Here is a 16,670-nt window from a genome sequence, read left to right on the forward strand (position 1 = left end):
TGAAAGCCGGATGCGGGAAATCCGCACGTCCGGTTTGACGAGGGGTCGGAGGGTGAAAGCCCTCCTCCTACTCTACTTTGCATAAGAAGGATTAAGGGAAGTCCATACCGAATATACTTGCTAAATGGTTCGAACCAACCCAACGAGGAGGAATCTTAATTAAATGAAGGAAGTCGTCATTGTTGAGGCTGTCAGGACACCAATCGGAAAGAGAAAGGGCATGTTAAGCGGAATACGGCCGGATGAACTGCTGGCCAAAGTACTGAAAGAGGTGGTAGACAGGGCCGGGATTGACGCCCGCATCATCGAAGACGTGATTGCCGGCTGTGTAACACAGGTAAGTGAACAAGCGAATGACATTGCGAGATTGGCTGCATTGATTGCCGGTTTTCCCAATACTGTTCCGGGTGTTACGCTCGACAGGCAATGCGGGTCAAGCCAGCAGGCAGTCCATTTCGCCTCACAGGCGATTTTAAGCGGCGATATGGAAGTGGTCATTGCCTGCGGGGTTGAAAGCATGTCGCGTGTGCCGATGTTCTCAAACTTGCAAGGGATAAAACATAGTCCGCTTTTAACGAACCGGCATGAAATGATCCACCAAGGGTTATCCGCGGAAAGAATTGCGGAAAAATGGGGTTTTACAAGGGAAGAGCTGGATCATTTTGCGCTAAAAAGCCATGAAAAGGCGATACGGGCCATCCATGAAGGGCGGTTTGACCGGGAAATCATGGAGATCGAGACTGAAAAAGGCATCATGAAAACCGATGAAGGACCGCGTGAAGATACCTCAATGGAAAAACTCGCTTCTCTTGAACCGCCTTTTTTGGAAAAGGGGAGAATCACAGCAGGAAACGCCAGTCAAATCAGTGACGGGGCAGCTGCCTTGTTACTGATGTCCCGGAAAAAAGCAGACGAACTTGGTGTAAAAGCCCGTTTTAGAATTGTTGCCAGGGCCGTTGTCGGGTCCGATCCAACGCTTATGCTGACAGGTCCGGTTCCGGCAACAGAAAAGGTATTGAAAAAAGCCGGGCTTCAGCTTTCTGACATTGATTTATATGAGATAAATGAAGCTTTCGCTTCCGTTCCGCTGCACTGGCTGAAAGAAACAGGAGCAGACCCCCAAAAATTGAATATAAACGGAGGAGCCATTGCCCTGGGCCATCCGCTTGGAGCAAGCGGGGCCAGGATCATGACAACGCTGATTCATGAGTTGGAGCGGCAAGATAAAAGATTTGGGCTCCAGGCGATTTGTGAGGGATTTGGAATGGCAAACGCAACGATCATCGAGCGGCTGGAAGGATAAATAAAATAACCTGAAGGAGTGAAAAATCGTGAGGCCGACACTCAGGGATATTTTTGAGCAAACTGTTGCCAAATTTCCGAATAAGGAAGGTTTGGTGGATCGGAGGCTCGGAAAAAGATGGACTTACAAACAATGGGACGATGACGTCAATAGGCTGGCCAATGCTTTTAGGCGATCAGGAGTACAGAAGGGGGACCGCATTTCCACCGTTCTGTATAATACGGCTGAATTTGCTACGGCACTGTTTGCCTGTACAAAAATTGGTGCTGTTTTCAATCCAATCAATTTCCGGTTAACAGCAAAAGAAATTGAGTTTATATTGCGGGATGCCGCCCCCAAAATCGTTTTATTCGAAAAGGCAACGGCCAGTACAGTAAGGATTGCCGCACAATCGTTGCGCGACATGGAATTTTGGTCCATAGAGGAATGTGACGAATCATTTGCCAAAACCTATGACGAACAAATAAAAGGCATGTCCACTGAAAGCCCCGGCTGTGAACTGTACGAAGATGACCTTTATGCAATCATGTACACATCCGGAACAACCGGTGCACCAAAAGGGGTCATGCATTCTCACAGGAATATGATTGATCAATGCACCATTATGTCGGCAGTTATGCGCATTACGAAAAATGAGAGAGGCCTGAGTGTCGCACCGATGTTTCATTGTGCCGAGCTGCACTGTGCTTTTTTTCCGCGTATCCTGATGGGTGGATCAAATGTCATTATGCACCATTTCGATCCGAAAGAATTGATTGATACCATTCAGGAAGAAAAAATCAGCTTCTTTTTTGCCGCTCCAACCATGTGGAACATGATGTTGAGGGAAGATTTATCCCAGGCTGATTTTTCCCCGCTCCGCGCCGGTTTATACGGAGGGGCGCCGATGGCCCCGGCCCTTGTAAAAGAAGTCAACCAAACGTTAAACATTGACTTATACCAGGCTTACGGAATGACGGAAATGGGACCTGCCATTAGCGTATTATATGAAGATGAACAGCTTATTAAATCCGGTTCGGCCGGAAAACCGCTGCTCCAGCATGACGTACGAGTCGTCAGAACAAGGGAAAGCGGTCCATCCGACCCTGAAGAGGTATGTGCAGCAGGCGAACTTGGAGAAATTATTGTCCGGGGCCCGAGCACGATGCTGGGGTACTATAAACAGTCCGATGCGACGAAAGAAGCGTTGTACAAAGGCTGGTATCATTCAGGAGATATAGGATATATCGACAACGAAGGATATCTTTGGGTAAGTGACCGGGTAAAAGATATGATTATTTCTGGAGGAGAAAACATTTATTCGAGGGAAGTGGAAGATGTTCTGTTTGATCATCCGAAAGTATTGGATGCAGCAGTTGTCGGAGAGCCGGATGAAATGTGGGGAGAGCGTGTCGTAGCCTATATCGTGGGAAAAGATGAATCGCTGACCGCAGAAGAACTGGACCGCTTTTGTAAGGAACAGGATCGATTGGCGCGCTATAAACGACCCCGGCGCTACGAGTTTGTTCATGAATTGCCGAGAAATGCAAGCGGAAAGCTGCAAAAATATATTTTAAGGGAGAAAACCATCATAAAAGGCTAGTTTTTCCAGTCATAAATCCCCTTTTTTCTTCAAAAAATAGGATGGAATCAACAGCGATCACGATTGGTTCGGTCTTTGAGAAAAGGGGGGTGTAGCACATGAAAACATTTCGGAGAATTGCTTTGGCGTTGGCAATTATTGGTGCCATCAACTGGGGATTAATCGGTTTATTCAGATTTGATCTGGTTGCAGCCATTTTTGGCGGACAAACTGCCGGCCTGTCAAGACTTATTTATACGCTAGTCGGATTAAGCGGCCTTATTTGCTTGTCTTACTTCTTTGATGACAATACCGGGGAGACTGCCCGGAATCGGGGAACGGATCAGCAAGGCAGGGCAAACGCAAAGGCCCAACCGAACTATGGAACAGAGTTTGCCGAAGAACCGGATCTTGATAAATTGTATAACCCATCCAGGGAGGCATACGAGAAAAATAAAGATGAATCATGAGCCATGCGCAAGCATGGCTTTTGCTTTTATGAAAAAGTATATCTTGCCAAGAAAATTTTTCTTCAAATGAAGCTTTTCTGTGTCTAGCTCCGACGCACAGGAGGTGCTAGTGCAGGCGAAGCGACAGGACAAGGAAAGCTTCGACAGCGTCAGCATCGCACGAAGGAAAAGCGAAGTTTTTTCAAGGACGTCGCTGCTTGAGCCTGCGTTCTTCGCCGTGTTCCTTTATCTCGTCGGAGGTACTCTGTCTAGCTGCAACGCCTAGCCCCTCGAGGTCATAAGCCAATTCCCTGTGGTGGCTGAAGTACAGCCTCCTCGGGAACCGTCTTATGCTGGTCGGGGCTGATCAAGGCGTTTTCGCATTTCGGTCCAGCCTGTACGTCGATGGGCAAGGCACTTGCGCTTTTTTTATGATTGTTATTTATCGGGCTATATGCTATAATTTTTCTCTGTGAGTAATGAAAATTGCTCCTTGCCCCTGAAGGGGCCGCATAGACCACAAGGAGGTGTAAAAGATGAGAAAGTACGAAATCATGTACATCATTCGTCCAAATATCGAGGAGGAAGCAAAACAATCATTAATTGAGCGTTTTGACCAAGTTTTAACTTCTCACGGTGCAGAGATCATCGAATCAAAGGATTGGGGCAAACGGCGTCTTGCATATGAAATTGAGGATTTTCGCGATGGTTACTACCGTCTGATCCATACAAACGCAGAGCCTGAAGCTGTCCAGGAATTCGATCGGCTTGCAAAAATCAATGATGATATCATCCGTCACATTGTGATTAAAGAAGATGAAAAATAAATGTTTCACGTGAAACAATTTAAGAAGTACACGGGAAGAGGTTGATTCTGATGATAAACCGAGTTGTATTAGTTGGCCGATTAACGAGGGATCCGGAATTGCGGTATACCCCAAGCGGGGTGCCGGTAGCCAATTTTACGCTGGCTGTAAACCGAACATTTACGAATCAGCAAGGGGAACGCGAAGCGGACTTTATTAATTGTGTCATATGGCGTCGTCCAGCAGAAAACGTCGCCAACTACTTGAAAAAAGGAAGTTTGGCAGGTGTTGAAGGTCGAATTCAAACACGCAGTTATGAAGGACAAGACGGAAAACGCGTGTATGTAACCGAAGTTGTTGCGGATAGTGTTCAGTTCTTGGAACCTAGAAGCGCATCCCAACAAGGTCGAAGCGGAGACTTTGGAGGAAGCCAGTATGGAGGCGGAACCCAACGAAGCCAAGGTTATGGACATCAGGATCAACAAGAAAACCAAGGGTATACTCGGACAGATGAAGACCCGTTCTCAAATGATGGACAACCGATCGACATTTCAGATGACGATCTTCCATTCTAAATAAAATAAAAGGAGGTTATGTAAAATGGCAGGTGGACGCAGAGGCGGACGCAAACGCCGGAAAGTGTGCTACTTTACTTCGAACGGAATTACACACATCGATTACAAAGATGTAGACTTGCTTAAAAAGTTCATTTCTGAACGCGGCAAAATTCTTCCGCGCCGTGTAACTGGAACAAGCGCGAAATACCAAAGAAAATTGACGGTTGCAATTAAGCGTGCACGTCAAATGGCACTTCTTCCGTTTGTAGCAGGTGAATAATATTTAAAAAAAACAGTAAGGGGCAACTCTTGCTGTTTTTTTATCTTGGCAGTAAGACGCCAATTGGAGGGGTTAGGCGGGAGATGCGATTGGTTCAGTGAGGATAAAAGAAAACCCCGCATAGCCATCAGTTGAACGAACAATCAACAATCGCTAAAATGAATAGGTATATATGTTTTCGATGAGGTGAAATAGTGAAAAATACCCGTATGCTCACGGAAGGGGCACTTATGCTCGCAGTGTTTGCTGTGCTGATCTTCCTTTCCGTTTTTGTTCCGATGGCCACGTTCATTACTAATTTTTTCTTGATTTTGCCGTTTCTTTTATACAGCGCAAAATACCCGATGAAAAATGCGTTTGTTTTATTGGCCGGTGCCATTGGCATGTCAGCAGTCATCTCCGTTTTGGCTGTTCCAATCGCCGTCTTATACGGAACGACTGGATTGGTGATGGGATATTGCATTAGAAGCGGAAAGAGCAAACTGATTTCATACATGGCATCAAGTATGGTGTTTTTAGGAAATATTGTTCTCTTTTATGGCATAGTGGTTACACTGTTTGAATTTAACTTTATGGATGAATTCACCCGGATGTTCAGATCATCGGCCGACAAATATGGCAATCTTCTTGAATCGTTGGGGCAAGCCCCCAATGTGCAAGTCACGCAGCAAATAGAAGGCATGATCAAGTTGATGAAAACATTGGCGCCAAGCTTGCTGATTGGGGGAGCTTTTTTATCAGTCATACTGTTGATGGTTGTGAACTTTCCGCTACTGAAAAGGTTTGGTGTGAATGTTCCGCAATTCCCTCCGTTCCGCACTTTAAAGTTCCCAAGAAGTATTTTATGGTATTATTTAATTACATTGATTATTTCATTTGTGGCCGACTTGGAAGAAGGTACATATTTATATTTGGTCGTTATGAATGCGGCCTATATTTTGGAAATGCTTCTGCTCATTCAGGGACTGGCATTCATCTTTTATTACAGCTATCTGAAAAACTGGCCCAAAGCTATTCCGATCATGGCCGCAATCATGACCTTTTTATGGCCAATCTTTTTTTCAATCGTCAGGTTATTGGGTATAATTGACTTGGGATTTGATTTAAGGGAGCGGTTGGCAAAGAAATAAATTTAGGATTGAGGGAGCTGAAGGGATGCCTCCATATAAAAAGCAAAGGAAGAACCGTTATCCGATCTTTGGAATAGTCGCTCTTAACGCCGTTCTTCTGATTATCATCAGTTTCCAGCACTGGTGGGCGGGTGCATTGGGTGCTCTCTTGCTCGGTATTTTCGTTTTTTATACAATCAAAGCGGAAAACGACATGCTGCGTGAAACAGAAAAATATATCTCGACTATCTCCCATCGCATTAAAAAGGTTGGAGAAGAGGCGCTGTTGGAGATGCCGATCGGGGTTATGCTCATCAATGAAGATTATGATATCGAATGGACAAACTCTTATATGGCTTCCTGCTTAAACGAGAACAAACTTGTCGGAAAGACTTTATATGACATTTCGGAAGCGCTCGTGAAACTGGTAAAGGAAGGACGTGAGACGGAGATTGTCACGTTGAACGACCGAAAATACCGTGTAGAGGCCAAAAAAGAAGAGCGGCTCCTTTACTTTTTTGATGTAACGGAAGAAATGGAAACGGTCAAGCGGTACCAGGAAGAGCGCCAGGTCATCGCGACCATCTTAATTGATAATTACGATGATGCTACACAAGGAATGAATGACCAGGCGAAAAGTGAATTGAACAGCACCGTTACATCGCTTTTAAATGATTGGGCCATGGAGCGGGATATCTTCCTGAAAAGAACATCATCCGACCGGTTTATTATTTTATTAACGGAAAAAATTCTACATCAATTGGAGCAGGAAAAGTTTTCGATTTTAGATACCGTCAGGGAAACGACGGCAAAGCAGCATGTTCCTTTAACGCTCAGTATCGGGGTCGGACTCGGGGTTTCGTCGCTTCCCGAACTCGGCGCTTTATCGCAGTCAAGCCTGGATCTTGCACTTGGGCGCGGAGGGGACCAGGTCGCAATGAAGCTGCCAAATGGAAAATTGAAATTTTACGGCGGGAAAACGAATCCGATGGAAAAAAGAACCCGGGTTCGGGCGCGTGTCATTTCGCATGCGTTGAAGGATTTGATAGCAGAAAGCGACAAAGTGATTGTAATGGGGCACAAATATCCGGATATGGACGCCATTGGAGCTGCAATCGGCATCCGGAAAGCCGCGCAAATGAACCAGCGGGAAGGCTATATTGTGATTAATTTTGACGAGATTGACAAGGGAGTCAGGCGGCTCATAGAAGAATTAAAAAACGAACCCGATATTTATACTAGGCTTATTTCACCGGAGGATGCTTTGGAAATTGCAACGGAAGATACATTGCTTGTTGTCGTGGACACCCATAAACCATCTCTCGTTATTGAAGAGAAGCTTTTGGGGAAAACCGAACGCATCGTTGTCATCGACCACCACCGGAGAAGTGAAGATTTTATCAAAAAGCCGCTGCTTGTCTATATGGAGCCCTATGCTTCATCTACATCCGAACTTGTTACGGAGCTGCTGGAATACCAGCCCAAAGGGGAAAAATTGCATAGGCTTGAGGCGACGGCTCTCCTTTCGGGCATTATTGTGGATACAAAAAGCTTTACGCTCAGGACAGGTTCCCGAACGTTCGATGCCGCTTCTTATTTAAGGGCGCGGGGAGCCGATACCGTTCTTGTGCAAAAGTTCCTGAAAGAAGATGTGGAGTCATACGTAAAGCGTGCGAAGCTAATTGAAACAATGGAATTTTACGGGGATGGAATTGCAATTGCAACAGGTGCGGACGATGTGATTTATAACCCGATCATGATTGCCCAGGCGGCTGACACGTTACTGACGATGGAAGGCGTAAATGCCTCATTTGTCATTTCCAAGCGGGACGAAAATACTGTCGGCATCAGTGCCCGTTCACTTGGTGAAGTCAATGTGCAAATCGTCATGGAAATGATGGGCGGCGGCGGCCATTTGTCGAATGCAGCCGTCCAGTTGCCGGATGTCTCCGTCCTGGAAGCCGAATTGCAATTAAGGCAAGCATTGGATGAATATTTAGAGGGAGGTCAATCTTCATGAAAGTCATTTTTTTAAAAGACGTTAAGGGAAGAGGAAAAAAAGGGGAAATCAAAGATGTCGCTGTCGGATATGCACAAAACTTTTTATTCAAACAAGGATTGGCAATCGAAGCAACTTCCGGGAACTTAAAGAAGCTTGAAAACCAGCAGAAAAAAGAAAAGCAGAAGGAAAAAGAGCTGCTCGAAGAATCCAAGCGATTGAAGGAAACACTTGAAAAATTGACCGTGGAAATTAAAGCAAAATCAGGGGAAGGCGGCAGGCTTTTCGGATCGATTACAAACAAACAGATTGCGGATGAATTAAACAAAACACACGAAATTAAAATTGATAGAAGAAAAATTGAACTCGACCAGCCGATCCGTTCACTCGGAGTAACGAAAGTTCCGGTAAAACTACATCCCGAAGTCACGGCAACGCTTAATGTACACGTAAAGGAGCAAAACTGAAAATCATATATGTCTCCCCGCCATTTCATGGTAGAATAGAGTATGTGATAAAAAATGTGATCCGGATTGGCGGTCACATTTTTTATATGTTGTGCGAGAGCAGGGAGGTGGATTGAACAGTGAATGAACTATTAATAGACCGTACGCCGCCGCAAAATATAGAAGCGGAGCAGGCCGTAATCGGTGCTATTTTTCTTGAGCCTTCAGCGATCGTATTAGCCTCGGAAATCCTTGTGCCCGAAGACTTTTACCGCAGCGCCCACCAGAAAATATTTGATGTAATGATTGAATTGAACGAGTCGGGAAAAGCGGTGGACCTTGTAACAGTATCCGAAAAACTGGCAGCATCCAATTTGCTTGAGGATGTAGGAGGAATTACTTATTTAAGTGAACTTTCCGTATCAGTACCGACGGCTGCCAACATCGGCTACTATGCCCGGATCGTCGAAGAAAAATCGCTCCTGCGCCGTTTAATTCGGACAGCCACAGACATTGCCACAAGCGGCTACACACGTGAAGACGAAGTGGAAGAGCTGTTGGATGAAGCGGAAAAAAATATTATGGAAGTGGCCCAGCGGAAAAACGCCAGTTCCTTTCAAAACATAAAGGACATTCTTGTCCGTACATATGACAATATAGAAATGCTCCATAACCGAAAAGGGGAAATTACCGGAATTCCGACGGGATTCTCAGAACTGGACAGAATGACGGCAGGCTTCCAGCGAAATGACCTGATTATCGTGGCTGCCCGTCCATCAGTCGGTAAAACGGCCTTTGCGTTGAATATTGCCCAAAATGTCGGAACAAAAACGGATGAAAACGTAGCGATTTTTAGCCTCGAAATGGGTGCAGAGCAGCTCGTCATGCGTATGCTTTGTGCCGAAGGCAATATAAATGCCCAAAATTTAAGAACCGGGGCACTGACCGATGAAGATTGGCGCAAGCTGACGATGGCAATGGGAAGCCTGTCCAATTCCGGAATTTATATTGACGACACCCCCGGCATCCGCATTAGTGAAATCCGTTCCAAATGCCGGAGGCTTAAACAGGAACACGGTCTTGGAATGATCTTGATTGACTATTTACAGCTCATTCAGGGAAGCGGGCGGTCAAAAGAAAATCGCCAGCAGGAAGTATCGGAAATTTCCCGTTCATTAAAGGCATTGGCCCGTGAATTGGAAGTTCCGGTCATTGCGCTATCCCAGCTTTCCCGCGGCGTGGAACAACGCCAGGATAAACGTCCGATCATGTCCGACATCAGGGAATCCGGAAGTATCGAGCAGGATGCCGATATCGTCGCTTTCCTGTACCGTGAAGATTACTATGACCAGGAATCGGAAAACAAAAATATTATAGAAATCATTATAGCGAAACAGAGGAACGGCCCGACCGGAACCGTCCAGCTTGCATTTGTAAAAGAATATAATAAATTCGTCAATTTAGAGAGACGATTTGATGAAACCGCTGCTCCCCCTGGAGCATAAAATATTAAGCATCTCATGGATGAGATGCTTTTTTTGCTGCGTGGGAGTTTGCCAATTTAATCAAATCCAACCTCCCATCTCTCACTTCTGAGAAAACACGTTAGGTTTTTATGATCCAGGAACCATACCATACGATCAATTTGATTCTATTCCAGTCTTTCACTTTTGACGGGAATCTCTTATGCAATGCTCCCAAAATGAAACTCGTCCACTATTTATTCGTATATATAGCAGCACAATGAAACAGGAGGATGAGTGTGAAAAAATTAATTATATGGATGATTGCAGGCGGTGTGGTCATCCTACTCGTCATCGTTGGGGCCGGCATTTGGTTTTTCCAAGAAATGAAAAAGAATGATCCTGAATATGTATTCAATTTTATCAAGGAAAAGGCGTCATCTAAACATATCGCATTATCGATCAGCCACAACGGCAATAAATTGGCTAATATAAATGAAAATGAGCCCCTGCCGCTGGCGAGTACGATGAAAATCATCGTGGCTATTGAATATGCAAGCCAAGCGGCAGAAGGAAGGATTAATCCCGATCAACAAGTAAGCTTAAAAGAACTGGAAAAATATTATTTTCCCAAAACAGATGGCGGGGCGCATGAAGCCTGGATCAAAGAATTAAAAAACGGAAAAAATGAAGACATTTCCAAGGTAAAGATCAGTGAAATCGCCGACGGAATGATTGCTTTCAGCTCAAATGCCAATACGGATTATTTAATGCAATTGCTTGGGTTGGACCGCATCAATCAGTTGCTGGACGAATTGGATTTATCAGCGCACGAACCGCTGTATCCAATCAGCGGAGCAATGTTTGTTCCGGTTCAGCTGATGGAAGAAGAAGGCTTGCCGAAAAAAGAGGCATTGGCGGCATTAAAAAACATGCCCCTCGATGATTATCGGGAAAGGGCGGTCAATATTAATAAAGAATGGCAAGCTGCACCGCCGACTGAACAAATGAAAAAGCAATTGAACGCAACGCTCGATATGAAGTTTCAAAAGATATGGTCTGATCGGCTGCCAAGGAGCACGACAAAAGAATATGTATCGTTGATGGAAAAACTAAACAGCAAAAATTATTTTCCGAAAAAGGTTCATGATTATCTTGACCCGGTACTTGAGCAGCTCATGAAAAATCCGTCTAACAAAGAATGGTTAAAGCACGCCGGGCAAAAAGGCGGATCGACTGCATTTGTTTTGACCGTTTCGATGTACGCCGAAGATAAGGAAGGAAACCGGACAGAAATGGCGTTTTTTGCCGATGATTTGAGTCAATGGGAGCAGTTCAAGCTGCAACAAAAGATGAACAGCTTCCAGCTAAAGTTGTTGACCGACCCTTCTTTCCGAAAAAGGATAGCAAAGGAGTGATTTCTGTTACAACTTTAAACAAGTAGGTTATAATAGAAGGGGTAGAAAATCCAGTCTAAATACGAACAAAAAGTTAATATTTATATTTAATGTTCGTCTTTAGGTTGACCCGGTGTATGATTCACTGATAAAATATATTTGTTTTCATAATAGGGTTCGTTTGAACCGTCGGAGGTGCTTTTTGCATGTCATCAGTAGTGGTTGTCGGAACGCAATGGGGAGACGAAGGAAAAGGGAAAATCACGGATTTTTTATCCGAAAACGCAGAAGTGATTGCCCGGTATCAGGGAGGCAACAATGCGGGCCATACGATTCAATTTAACAACGTTACATATAAGCTGCATTTAATTCCGTCCGGAATTTTTTATAAAGATAAAATCAGCGTAATTGGAAACGGCATGGTGGTTGATCCGAAAGCGCTTGTAAAAGAGCTGGAATATTTGCATGGCCACGGTGTTTCAACGGAGAATTTGAGAATCAGCAACAGGGCCCATGTGATCCTCCCTTATCATTTGAAAATTGATGAGGTGGAAGAAGAGCGCAAGGGCGCCAACAAAATCGGCACGACGAAAAAAGGGATCGGTCCGGCATATATGGACAAAGCAGCACGTGTCGGCATCCGGATTGCCGATCTGTTGGACCGTGAGGTTTTTGAAGAGAAGCTTACCCGCAACCTGGCGGAGAAAAACCGGCTGCTTGAGCGTTTTTATGAGACGGAAGGATTCAAACTGGAAGATATTCTGGATGAGTACTATGAATACGGACAGCAGTTCAAGGACTATGTTTGTGATACGTCTGTCGTGTTGAATGATGCATTGGATGAAGGAAAACGGGTCCTTTTTGAAGGCGCACAAGGGGTCATGCTCGACATTGACCAGGGAACATACCCGTTTGTAACGTCTTCCAACCCGGTAGCCGGCGGGGTCACGATCGGTTCCGGCGTGGGGCCGACGAAAATCGACCACGTTGTCGGTGTATGCAAAGCTTATACATCAAGAGTGGGGGATGGACCGTTTCCGACTGAATTGAAGGATGAAATTGGCGAACAAATCCGCGAGGTCGGACGTGAATACGGGACGACGACCGGACGCCCGCGCCGCGTCGGCTGGTTTGACAGCGTCGTGGTCAGGCATGCCCGCCGTGTCAGCGGTCTTACAGACCTGTCCCTCAATTCGATTGACGTATTGACGGGAATTGACACGTTGAAAATTTGCACGGCATATGACTATAAAGGCACATTGATTAAAGAGTATCCGGCAAATTTGAACATATTGAAAGATTGCAAACCTGTATATGAAGAACTCCCCGGCTGGACAGAAGATATTACCGGCTGCAAAACATTGGATGAGCTTCCTGCCAATGCACGCCATTACTTGGAACGCGTTTCGCAATTGACCGGCGTTACACTTTCCGTCTTTTCAGTAGGGCCGGACCGTTCACAAACAAACGTTGTCAGAAGTGTGTGGAGATAATGATATAAAAGAGTTGATGCTTAAACATCAGCTCTTTTTCATTTTCAGCGAAGTTCTATTGATATTTATTAATTTCCCGGCAGAGTGTTGTATGGTTAATGCCAATAATTGTGAAGCCAACCTCATCCCTTTCTATTTTAGTATATATTCATATCAAAAGAATCCCACTTAAGTCGGTTGGGGTTATTTATTTTAAAATACAAAATCCTTCTATAAAGAGTATTGACGATCCTTTTATAATGAATGATATTCCAGCATCTCAAACAAAAAGGGATTATGTAGTTTGTATAGAATTAACTTATTTAAAGAAGTCCAAACGTTATTCAGGGGAGTGATAGTATGATAGCTCTTTATAAAATGAATGATGTCTATGAGAATCAAATAAAACAGTTATTAACAGTAATGGGACATACAGTTGCCAGTTTTTATTCGATTAATTCAATATTGGATCAAATCATGAATCCGATGGTGATTATGACGCCGGCGATTTTTCGAAAAGAATTAACGGACCTTTCCTTTCCGGTTATCCCCATTCACCTCCATGCTGATGATGTCGAAAGATGGATAAGGACTGAATCTCCAGAGAAAAAGGAACTCACTTTTATTGCCTCAAACGAAGAAATAGGGTGGTTGAAACATTCTTATACGAATAAAGAGTTTCACCTTTCCTATCTATCCGGCATTCAAACTTCAGCGCTAAACGCCGACAAGATATATTTGGCGCCAATCTGGTTAAAAGGGTTTATTCCCAATCCGAGGATGAAAAATATTCATTTTGCGAAGCCGGCGCTTGCCTCTTTGATTCCTTTTTTGCAAACAGCAGCTTCGTTGGTAGATTTAACGGAGGAACAGTTAAGAGAAAGATACCAAGTTGAGGCGATTGTCCATTCAGCTCATGACGGGGTAGTTGCCGTGGACCGGAATGGAAAGGTTAAGCTGGTGAACGAACATGCGAAAACCATCCTCGGCGTAGATGCGGAAATGAAGGGAAGAAACATTACTGATTTTATTCCGCAATCCGATATGCTCCGGGTTTTGGAGAAAGGCGAGACGGAAAGGAATGATATTGCGACAATTGGCGGCCGCCAAGTGGTCATTAACCGTTCTCCCGTCATCGTGAAAGGAAAAATTGTCGGAGCCGTCTCGAACTTTAAAGAAATTACCGATATTCAGAAAATCGAATTGCAGCTGCGTAGAAAGCTTCATCGCCAAGGACTGGAGGCCAAGTATCGCTTAAGCCATATTATTGGAGATACACCCGAAATAAAGGAAGCAGTCAATCTGGCAAGGAAATTTGCTGAAACGGAGTCTACGGTCCTGATTATGGGCGAGTCCGGAACCGGGAAGGAATTATTTGCGCAAGGAATTCATGCCGCAAGCAGCCGTATGCTTGGCCCGTTTGTCGCGGTGAATTGTGCCGTATTGCCGGAAAACTTGCTAGAAAGTGAAATGTTTGGTTATGAAAAAGGCACATTTACTGGAGGATTAAAAGATGGTAAGCCCGGATTGTTTGAACTGGCCCATGGAGGCACTCTTTTTTTAGATGAAATCGGCGAAATTTCCTTGCGCATTCAGGCGCTTTTATTACGAGTTCTGGAAGAAAGAGCAATCAGGCGTGTGGGCGGCGAACGGATCATCCCGGTAGATGTCCGTATCATTGCAGCCACCAACAGAAATTTAGAGGAGGCGGTTGAACAAAACCAATTTCGCGCTGACTTATACTATCGGTTAAATGTGTTAACTTTGGAATTGCCGCCTTTGCGCAAGCGATTGGCAGATATTCCAAAATTGGCGGAATCGTTTCTGCACGAATATAACGATAAAAGAAAAATCAAGATTGAAACAGTGGAACAGGATTTGCTTTGTTTATTTCGGAAATATGACTGGCCCGGCAATATACGCGAATTAAGAAATGTTATAGAACGGATGGTGGTGCTTGAAGAAGGGACGGTATTAAGGCTGAAAGGCGCAAAATTTCTATCGGAAAAAATAAACAGGAAAAGGAACAAACAGGATCCAGACATAAAAGGAAGCATCAAAAATAAGGAAAGAGAACTCATCCAGGCAACACTGGAAAAGTACGGGAATAATAAAACATTAGCGGCTCAATCACTCGGTATTGACCGTTCCACCTTATGGAGAAAAATGAAAGAATATCAATTATGATGTTTCAAAATGCAACCCCATGTTGTATGTATACAACACTATAGAAAAAGCAGGGCTGTACAACCCTGCTTTTTTTCGTCTATTTAAAATATTCATTTTTGGCATAAAAATTGCAATTATAAATTTTATAAAGGTAATTCATTGCGATTTTGCTTGAAGGGAGATGCAAACGATGAAAATGTATGTGAACGGCCAATGGACGAATTCTGTTGCAGGAGCGTTTTTTTCTACATATAATCCTGCAAATCAAGAGGAGATCGAAAGGGTTCCCAGGGCAGGGAAAGAAGATGTTGACCTGGCTGTTGCGGCGGCCAAACAGGCATTTGAATCGCCGGAGTGGCAATCTTTGAAGCCAAGTGAAAGAGGCCGTGCACTTTTCGATGTGGCACGCAAATTGCGTGAAAGAGCGGAAGAGATGGCAATGATTGAAACATTGGATACTGGAAAACCGCTGTCTCAGGCAAGAAGTGATGTAGAAAGTGCAGCCCGCTATTTTAAGTATTATGCGGGAGCTGCCGACAAGATGTTTGGTGAAACAATCCCGGTGGCGCCCAATGTGATTGACTATACGGTGCGTGAACCCATGGGGGTTTGCGCGCACATTATCCCTTGGAATTATCCGCTGCAAATCACATCAAGAGGTGTAGCAGCAGCCATTTCTGTTGGAAATACAGTCGTTGTGAAGCCTGCCGAAGATACCCCTTTGTCAGCATTAAAGCTGGCCGAGATCTTCTCGGAAATGGAAGTTCTGAAACATGCCCTTCAAGTTGTCACCGGTTATGGCAAAGAGGCTGGAGCAGCCCTGGTTAATCATCCTGATGTCAATCACATCACTTTCACCGGTTCGGTCGCCACAGGAGCAAGCGTGATGATGTCGGCAGCCAAAAATATTATCCCGGTCACACTCGAGTTGGGAGGAAAGTCGCCGCATATTGTATTTCCTGACTGCGATCTTGAAGAGACGGTTTCATGGGTAATGCGGTCGATTATCCAGAATGCCGGCCAAACGTGTTCAGCTGGCTCCAGATTACTCGTTCATTCCGCAATCAAGGATAAGCTGATCGGAATATTAACAGAAAAAATGCAGCAAATCAAGATGGGCCCGGGAACAAATGACAGTGAGTTGGGTCCCATTATCTCCCAAAAGCAATTTGAGCGCATCACGGCCATGGTTGACAGGGCAAAGGAAGAAGGAGCCCGGATTGTGATTGGCGGCAAGCGGGCAATCGGGGGGGATTTGAACAAGGGGTTTTATTTTGAACCAACTATCATTGAAAACGTTTCCCATAAAAGTGAAATAGCCCAGGAAGAAGTTTTTGGCCCTGTCTTGACGGTGTTTGAATTTGAAACGGAAGAGGAAGCGATTGAACTGGCAAACGGCACGCCGTATGGCCTTGTAACAGGTATCTGGACCAATGATGTTTCCCGCGCGCACCGAATTGCCGGCAAAGTGAAAAGCGGCCAGGTTTTTATCAATGACTACGGAGCAGCGGGCGGAGTGGAACTTCCCTTCGGAGGCTATAAAAAGAGCGGCATCGGCCGTGAAAAAGGCATTGAAGCTTTGAGAAATTATACACAATTAAAAAATGTTGCGATCAAAATGAAAAGCAAATGAGCAAACCAACAGAAAATGAAAGGAGT

General features: G+C 44.7%; 14 protein-coding genes. All 14 read left to right on the top strand.

The genetic code is table 11. From position 1 onward, the window contains the following. Nucleotides 1-163 precede the first annotated feature (163 nt). On the top strand, nt 164-1,303 hold the full coding sequence (locus tag AB1L08_RS14015) for a thiolase family protein (protein ID WP_413065288.1): 1,140 nt from the start codon (nt 164-166) through the stop codon (nt 1,301-1,303). 28 nt (nt 1,304-1,331) lie between these two features. Further along, on the top strand, nt 1,332-2,885 hold the full coding sequence (locus tag AB1L08_RS14020; RefSeq protein ID WP_413065289.1) for a fatty acid--CoA ligase: 1,554 nt from the start codon (nt 1,332-1,334) through the stop codon (nt 2,883-2,885). Nucleotides 2,886-2,983: 98 nt separating this feature from the next. Further along, entirely contained in the window at nt 2,984-3,334 is a 351-nt protein-coding gene (locus AB1L08_RS14025) for a DUF378 domain-containing protein (RefSeq protein ID WP_413065290.1), read from the top strand. A gap of 515 nt (nt 3,335-3,849) precedes the next feature. Then, the gene (gene rpsF / locus AB1L08_RS14030) at nt 3,850-4,140 is read left to right on the top strand and encodes a 30S ribosomal protein S6 (RefSeq protein WP_413065291.1); all 291 of its coding nucleotides are present in this window, start codon (nt 3,850-3,852) and stop codon (nt 4,138-4,140) included. 50 nt (nt 4,141-4,190) lie between these two features. Next, a complete protein-coding gene (ssb, locus tag AB1L08_RS14035) occupies nt 4,191-4,694 on the top strand; it encodes a single-stranded DNA-binding protein (RefSeq protein WP_413065292.1) in 504 nt (167 codons plus the stop codon). 25 nt (nt 4,695-4,719) lie between these two features. Further along, the gene (rpsR, locus tag AB1L08_RS14040) at nt 4,720-4,956 is read left to right on the top strand and encodes a 30S ribosomal protein S18 (RefSeq protein ID WP_413065293.1); all 237 of its coding nucleotides are present in this window, start codon (nt 4,720-4,722) and stop codon (nt 4,954-4,956) included. A 194-nt stretch (nt 4,957-5,150) separates the two neighbouring features. Further along, complete coding sequence (locus AB1L08_RS14045; protein WP_413065294.1) at nt 5,151-6,086, top strand: YybS family protein; 936 nt, start codon at nt 5,151-5,153, stop codon at nt 6,084-6,086. 25 nt (nt 6,087-6,111) lie between these two features. Continuing rightward, nucleotides 6,112-8,085 (top strand): DHH family phosphoesterase, encoded by a 1,974-nt coding sequence (locus AB1L08_RS14050; protein ID WP_413065295.1) that lies wholly within the window; start codon nt 6,112-6,114, stop codon nt 8,083-8,085. After that, on the top strand, nt 8,082-8,531 hold the full coding sequence (gene rplI, locus AB1L08_RS14055; protein WP_413065296.1) for a 50S ribosomal protein L9: 450 nt from the start codon (nt 8,082-8,084) through the stop codon (nt 8,529-8,531). Before AB1L08_RS14050 ends, rplI begins: the two co-directional genes overlap by 4 nt. A gap of 119 nt (nt 8,532-8,650) precedes the next feature. Then, the gene (gene dnaB / locus AB1L08_RS14060; RefSeq protein ID WP_413065297.1) at nt 8,651-10,015 is read left to right on the top strand and encodes a replicative DNA helicase; all 1,365 of its coding nucleotides are present in this window, start codon (nt 8,651-8,653) and stop codon (nt 10,013-10,015) included. A 257-nt stretch (nt 10,016-10,272) separates the two neighbouring features. Continuing rightward, nucleotides 10,273-11,391 carry a serine hydrolase gene (locus AB1L08_RS14065; protein WP_413065298.1) on the top strand — a complete coding sequence of 373 codons (1,119 nt, stop codon included), beginning with the start codon at nt 10,273-10,275 and terminating at the stop codon, nt 11,389-11,391. A gap of 185 nt (nt 11,392-11,576) precedes the next feature. Beyond that, on the top strand, nt 11,577-12,863 hold the full coding sequence (locus tag AB1L08_RS14070; RefSeq protein ID WP_413065299.1) for an adenylosuccinate synthase: 1,287 nt from the start codon (nt 11,577-11,579) through the stop codon (nt 12,861-12,863). A gap of 339 nt (nt 12,864-13,202) precedes the next feature. Further along, nucleotides 13,203-15,029, top strand: coding sequence for a sigma-54 interaction domain-containing protein (locus tag AB1L08_RS14075; RefSeq protein WP_413065300.1), 1,827 nt, complete (start codon nt 13,203-13,205; stop codon nt 15,027-15,029). A 163-nt stretch (nt 15,030-15,192) separates the two neighbouring features. Next, nucleotides 15,193-16,644, top strand: coding sequence for an aldehyde dehydrogenase family protein (locus tag AB1L08_RS14080; RefSeq protein WP_413065301.1), 1,452 nt, complete (start codon nt 15,193-15,195; stop codon nt 16,642-16,644). The last annotated feature ends 26 nt before the right edge of the window (nt 16,645-16,670 follow it).

This window comes from Siminovitchia jepli, assembly GCF_047228825.1.
In the GTDB taxonomy this organism is placed as follows: domain Bacteria; phylum Bacillota; class Bacilli; order Bacillales; family Bacillaceae_C; genus Siminovitchia.

Excerpts from the sequence above, each read along its gene's own strand:
- AB1L08_RS14080 (WP_413065301.1), top strand. The coding sequence starts at position 15,193 with ATGCAAACGATGAAAATGTATGTGAACGGCCAATGGACGAATTCTGTT.
- AB1L08_RS14050 (WP_413065295.1), top strand. The coding sequence starts at position 6,112 with ATGCCTCCATATAAAAAGCAAAGGAAGAACCGTTATCCGATCTTTGGA.
- AB1L08_RS14075 (WP_413065300.1), top strand. The coding sequence starts at position 13,203 with ATGATAGCTCTTTATAAAATGAATGATGTCTATGAGAATCAAATAAAA.
- AB1L08_RS14025 (WP_413065290.1), top strand. The coding sequence starts at position 2,984 with ATGAAAACATTTCGGAGAATTGCTTTGGCGTTGGCAATTATTGGTGCC.
- rpsF (WP_413065291.1), top strand. The coding sequence starts at position 3,850 with ATGAGAAAGTACGAAATCATGTACATCATTCGTCCAAATATCGAGGAG.
- AB1L08_RS14015 (WP_413065288.1), top strand. The coding sequence starts at position 164 with ATGAAGGAAGTCGTCATTGTTGAGGCTGTCAGGACACCAATCGGAAAG.
- rplI (WP_413065296.1), top strand. The coding sequence starts at position 8,082 with ATGAAAGTCATTTTTTTAAAAGACGTTAAGGGAAGAGGAAAAAAAGGG.
- AB1L08_RS14070 (WP_413065299.1), top strand. The coding sequence starts at position 11,577 with ATGTCATCAGTAGTGGTTGTCGGAACGCAATGGGGAGACGAAGGAAAA.
- ssb (WP_413065292.1), top strand. The coding sequence starts at position 4,191 with ATGATAAACCGAGTTGTATTAGTTGGCCGATTAACGAGGGATCCGGAA.
- rpsR (WP_413065293.1), top strand. The coding sequence starts at position 4,720 with ATGGCAGGTGGACGCAGAGGCGGACGCAAACGCCGGAAAGTGTGCTAC.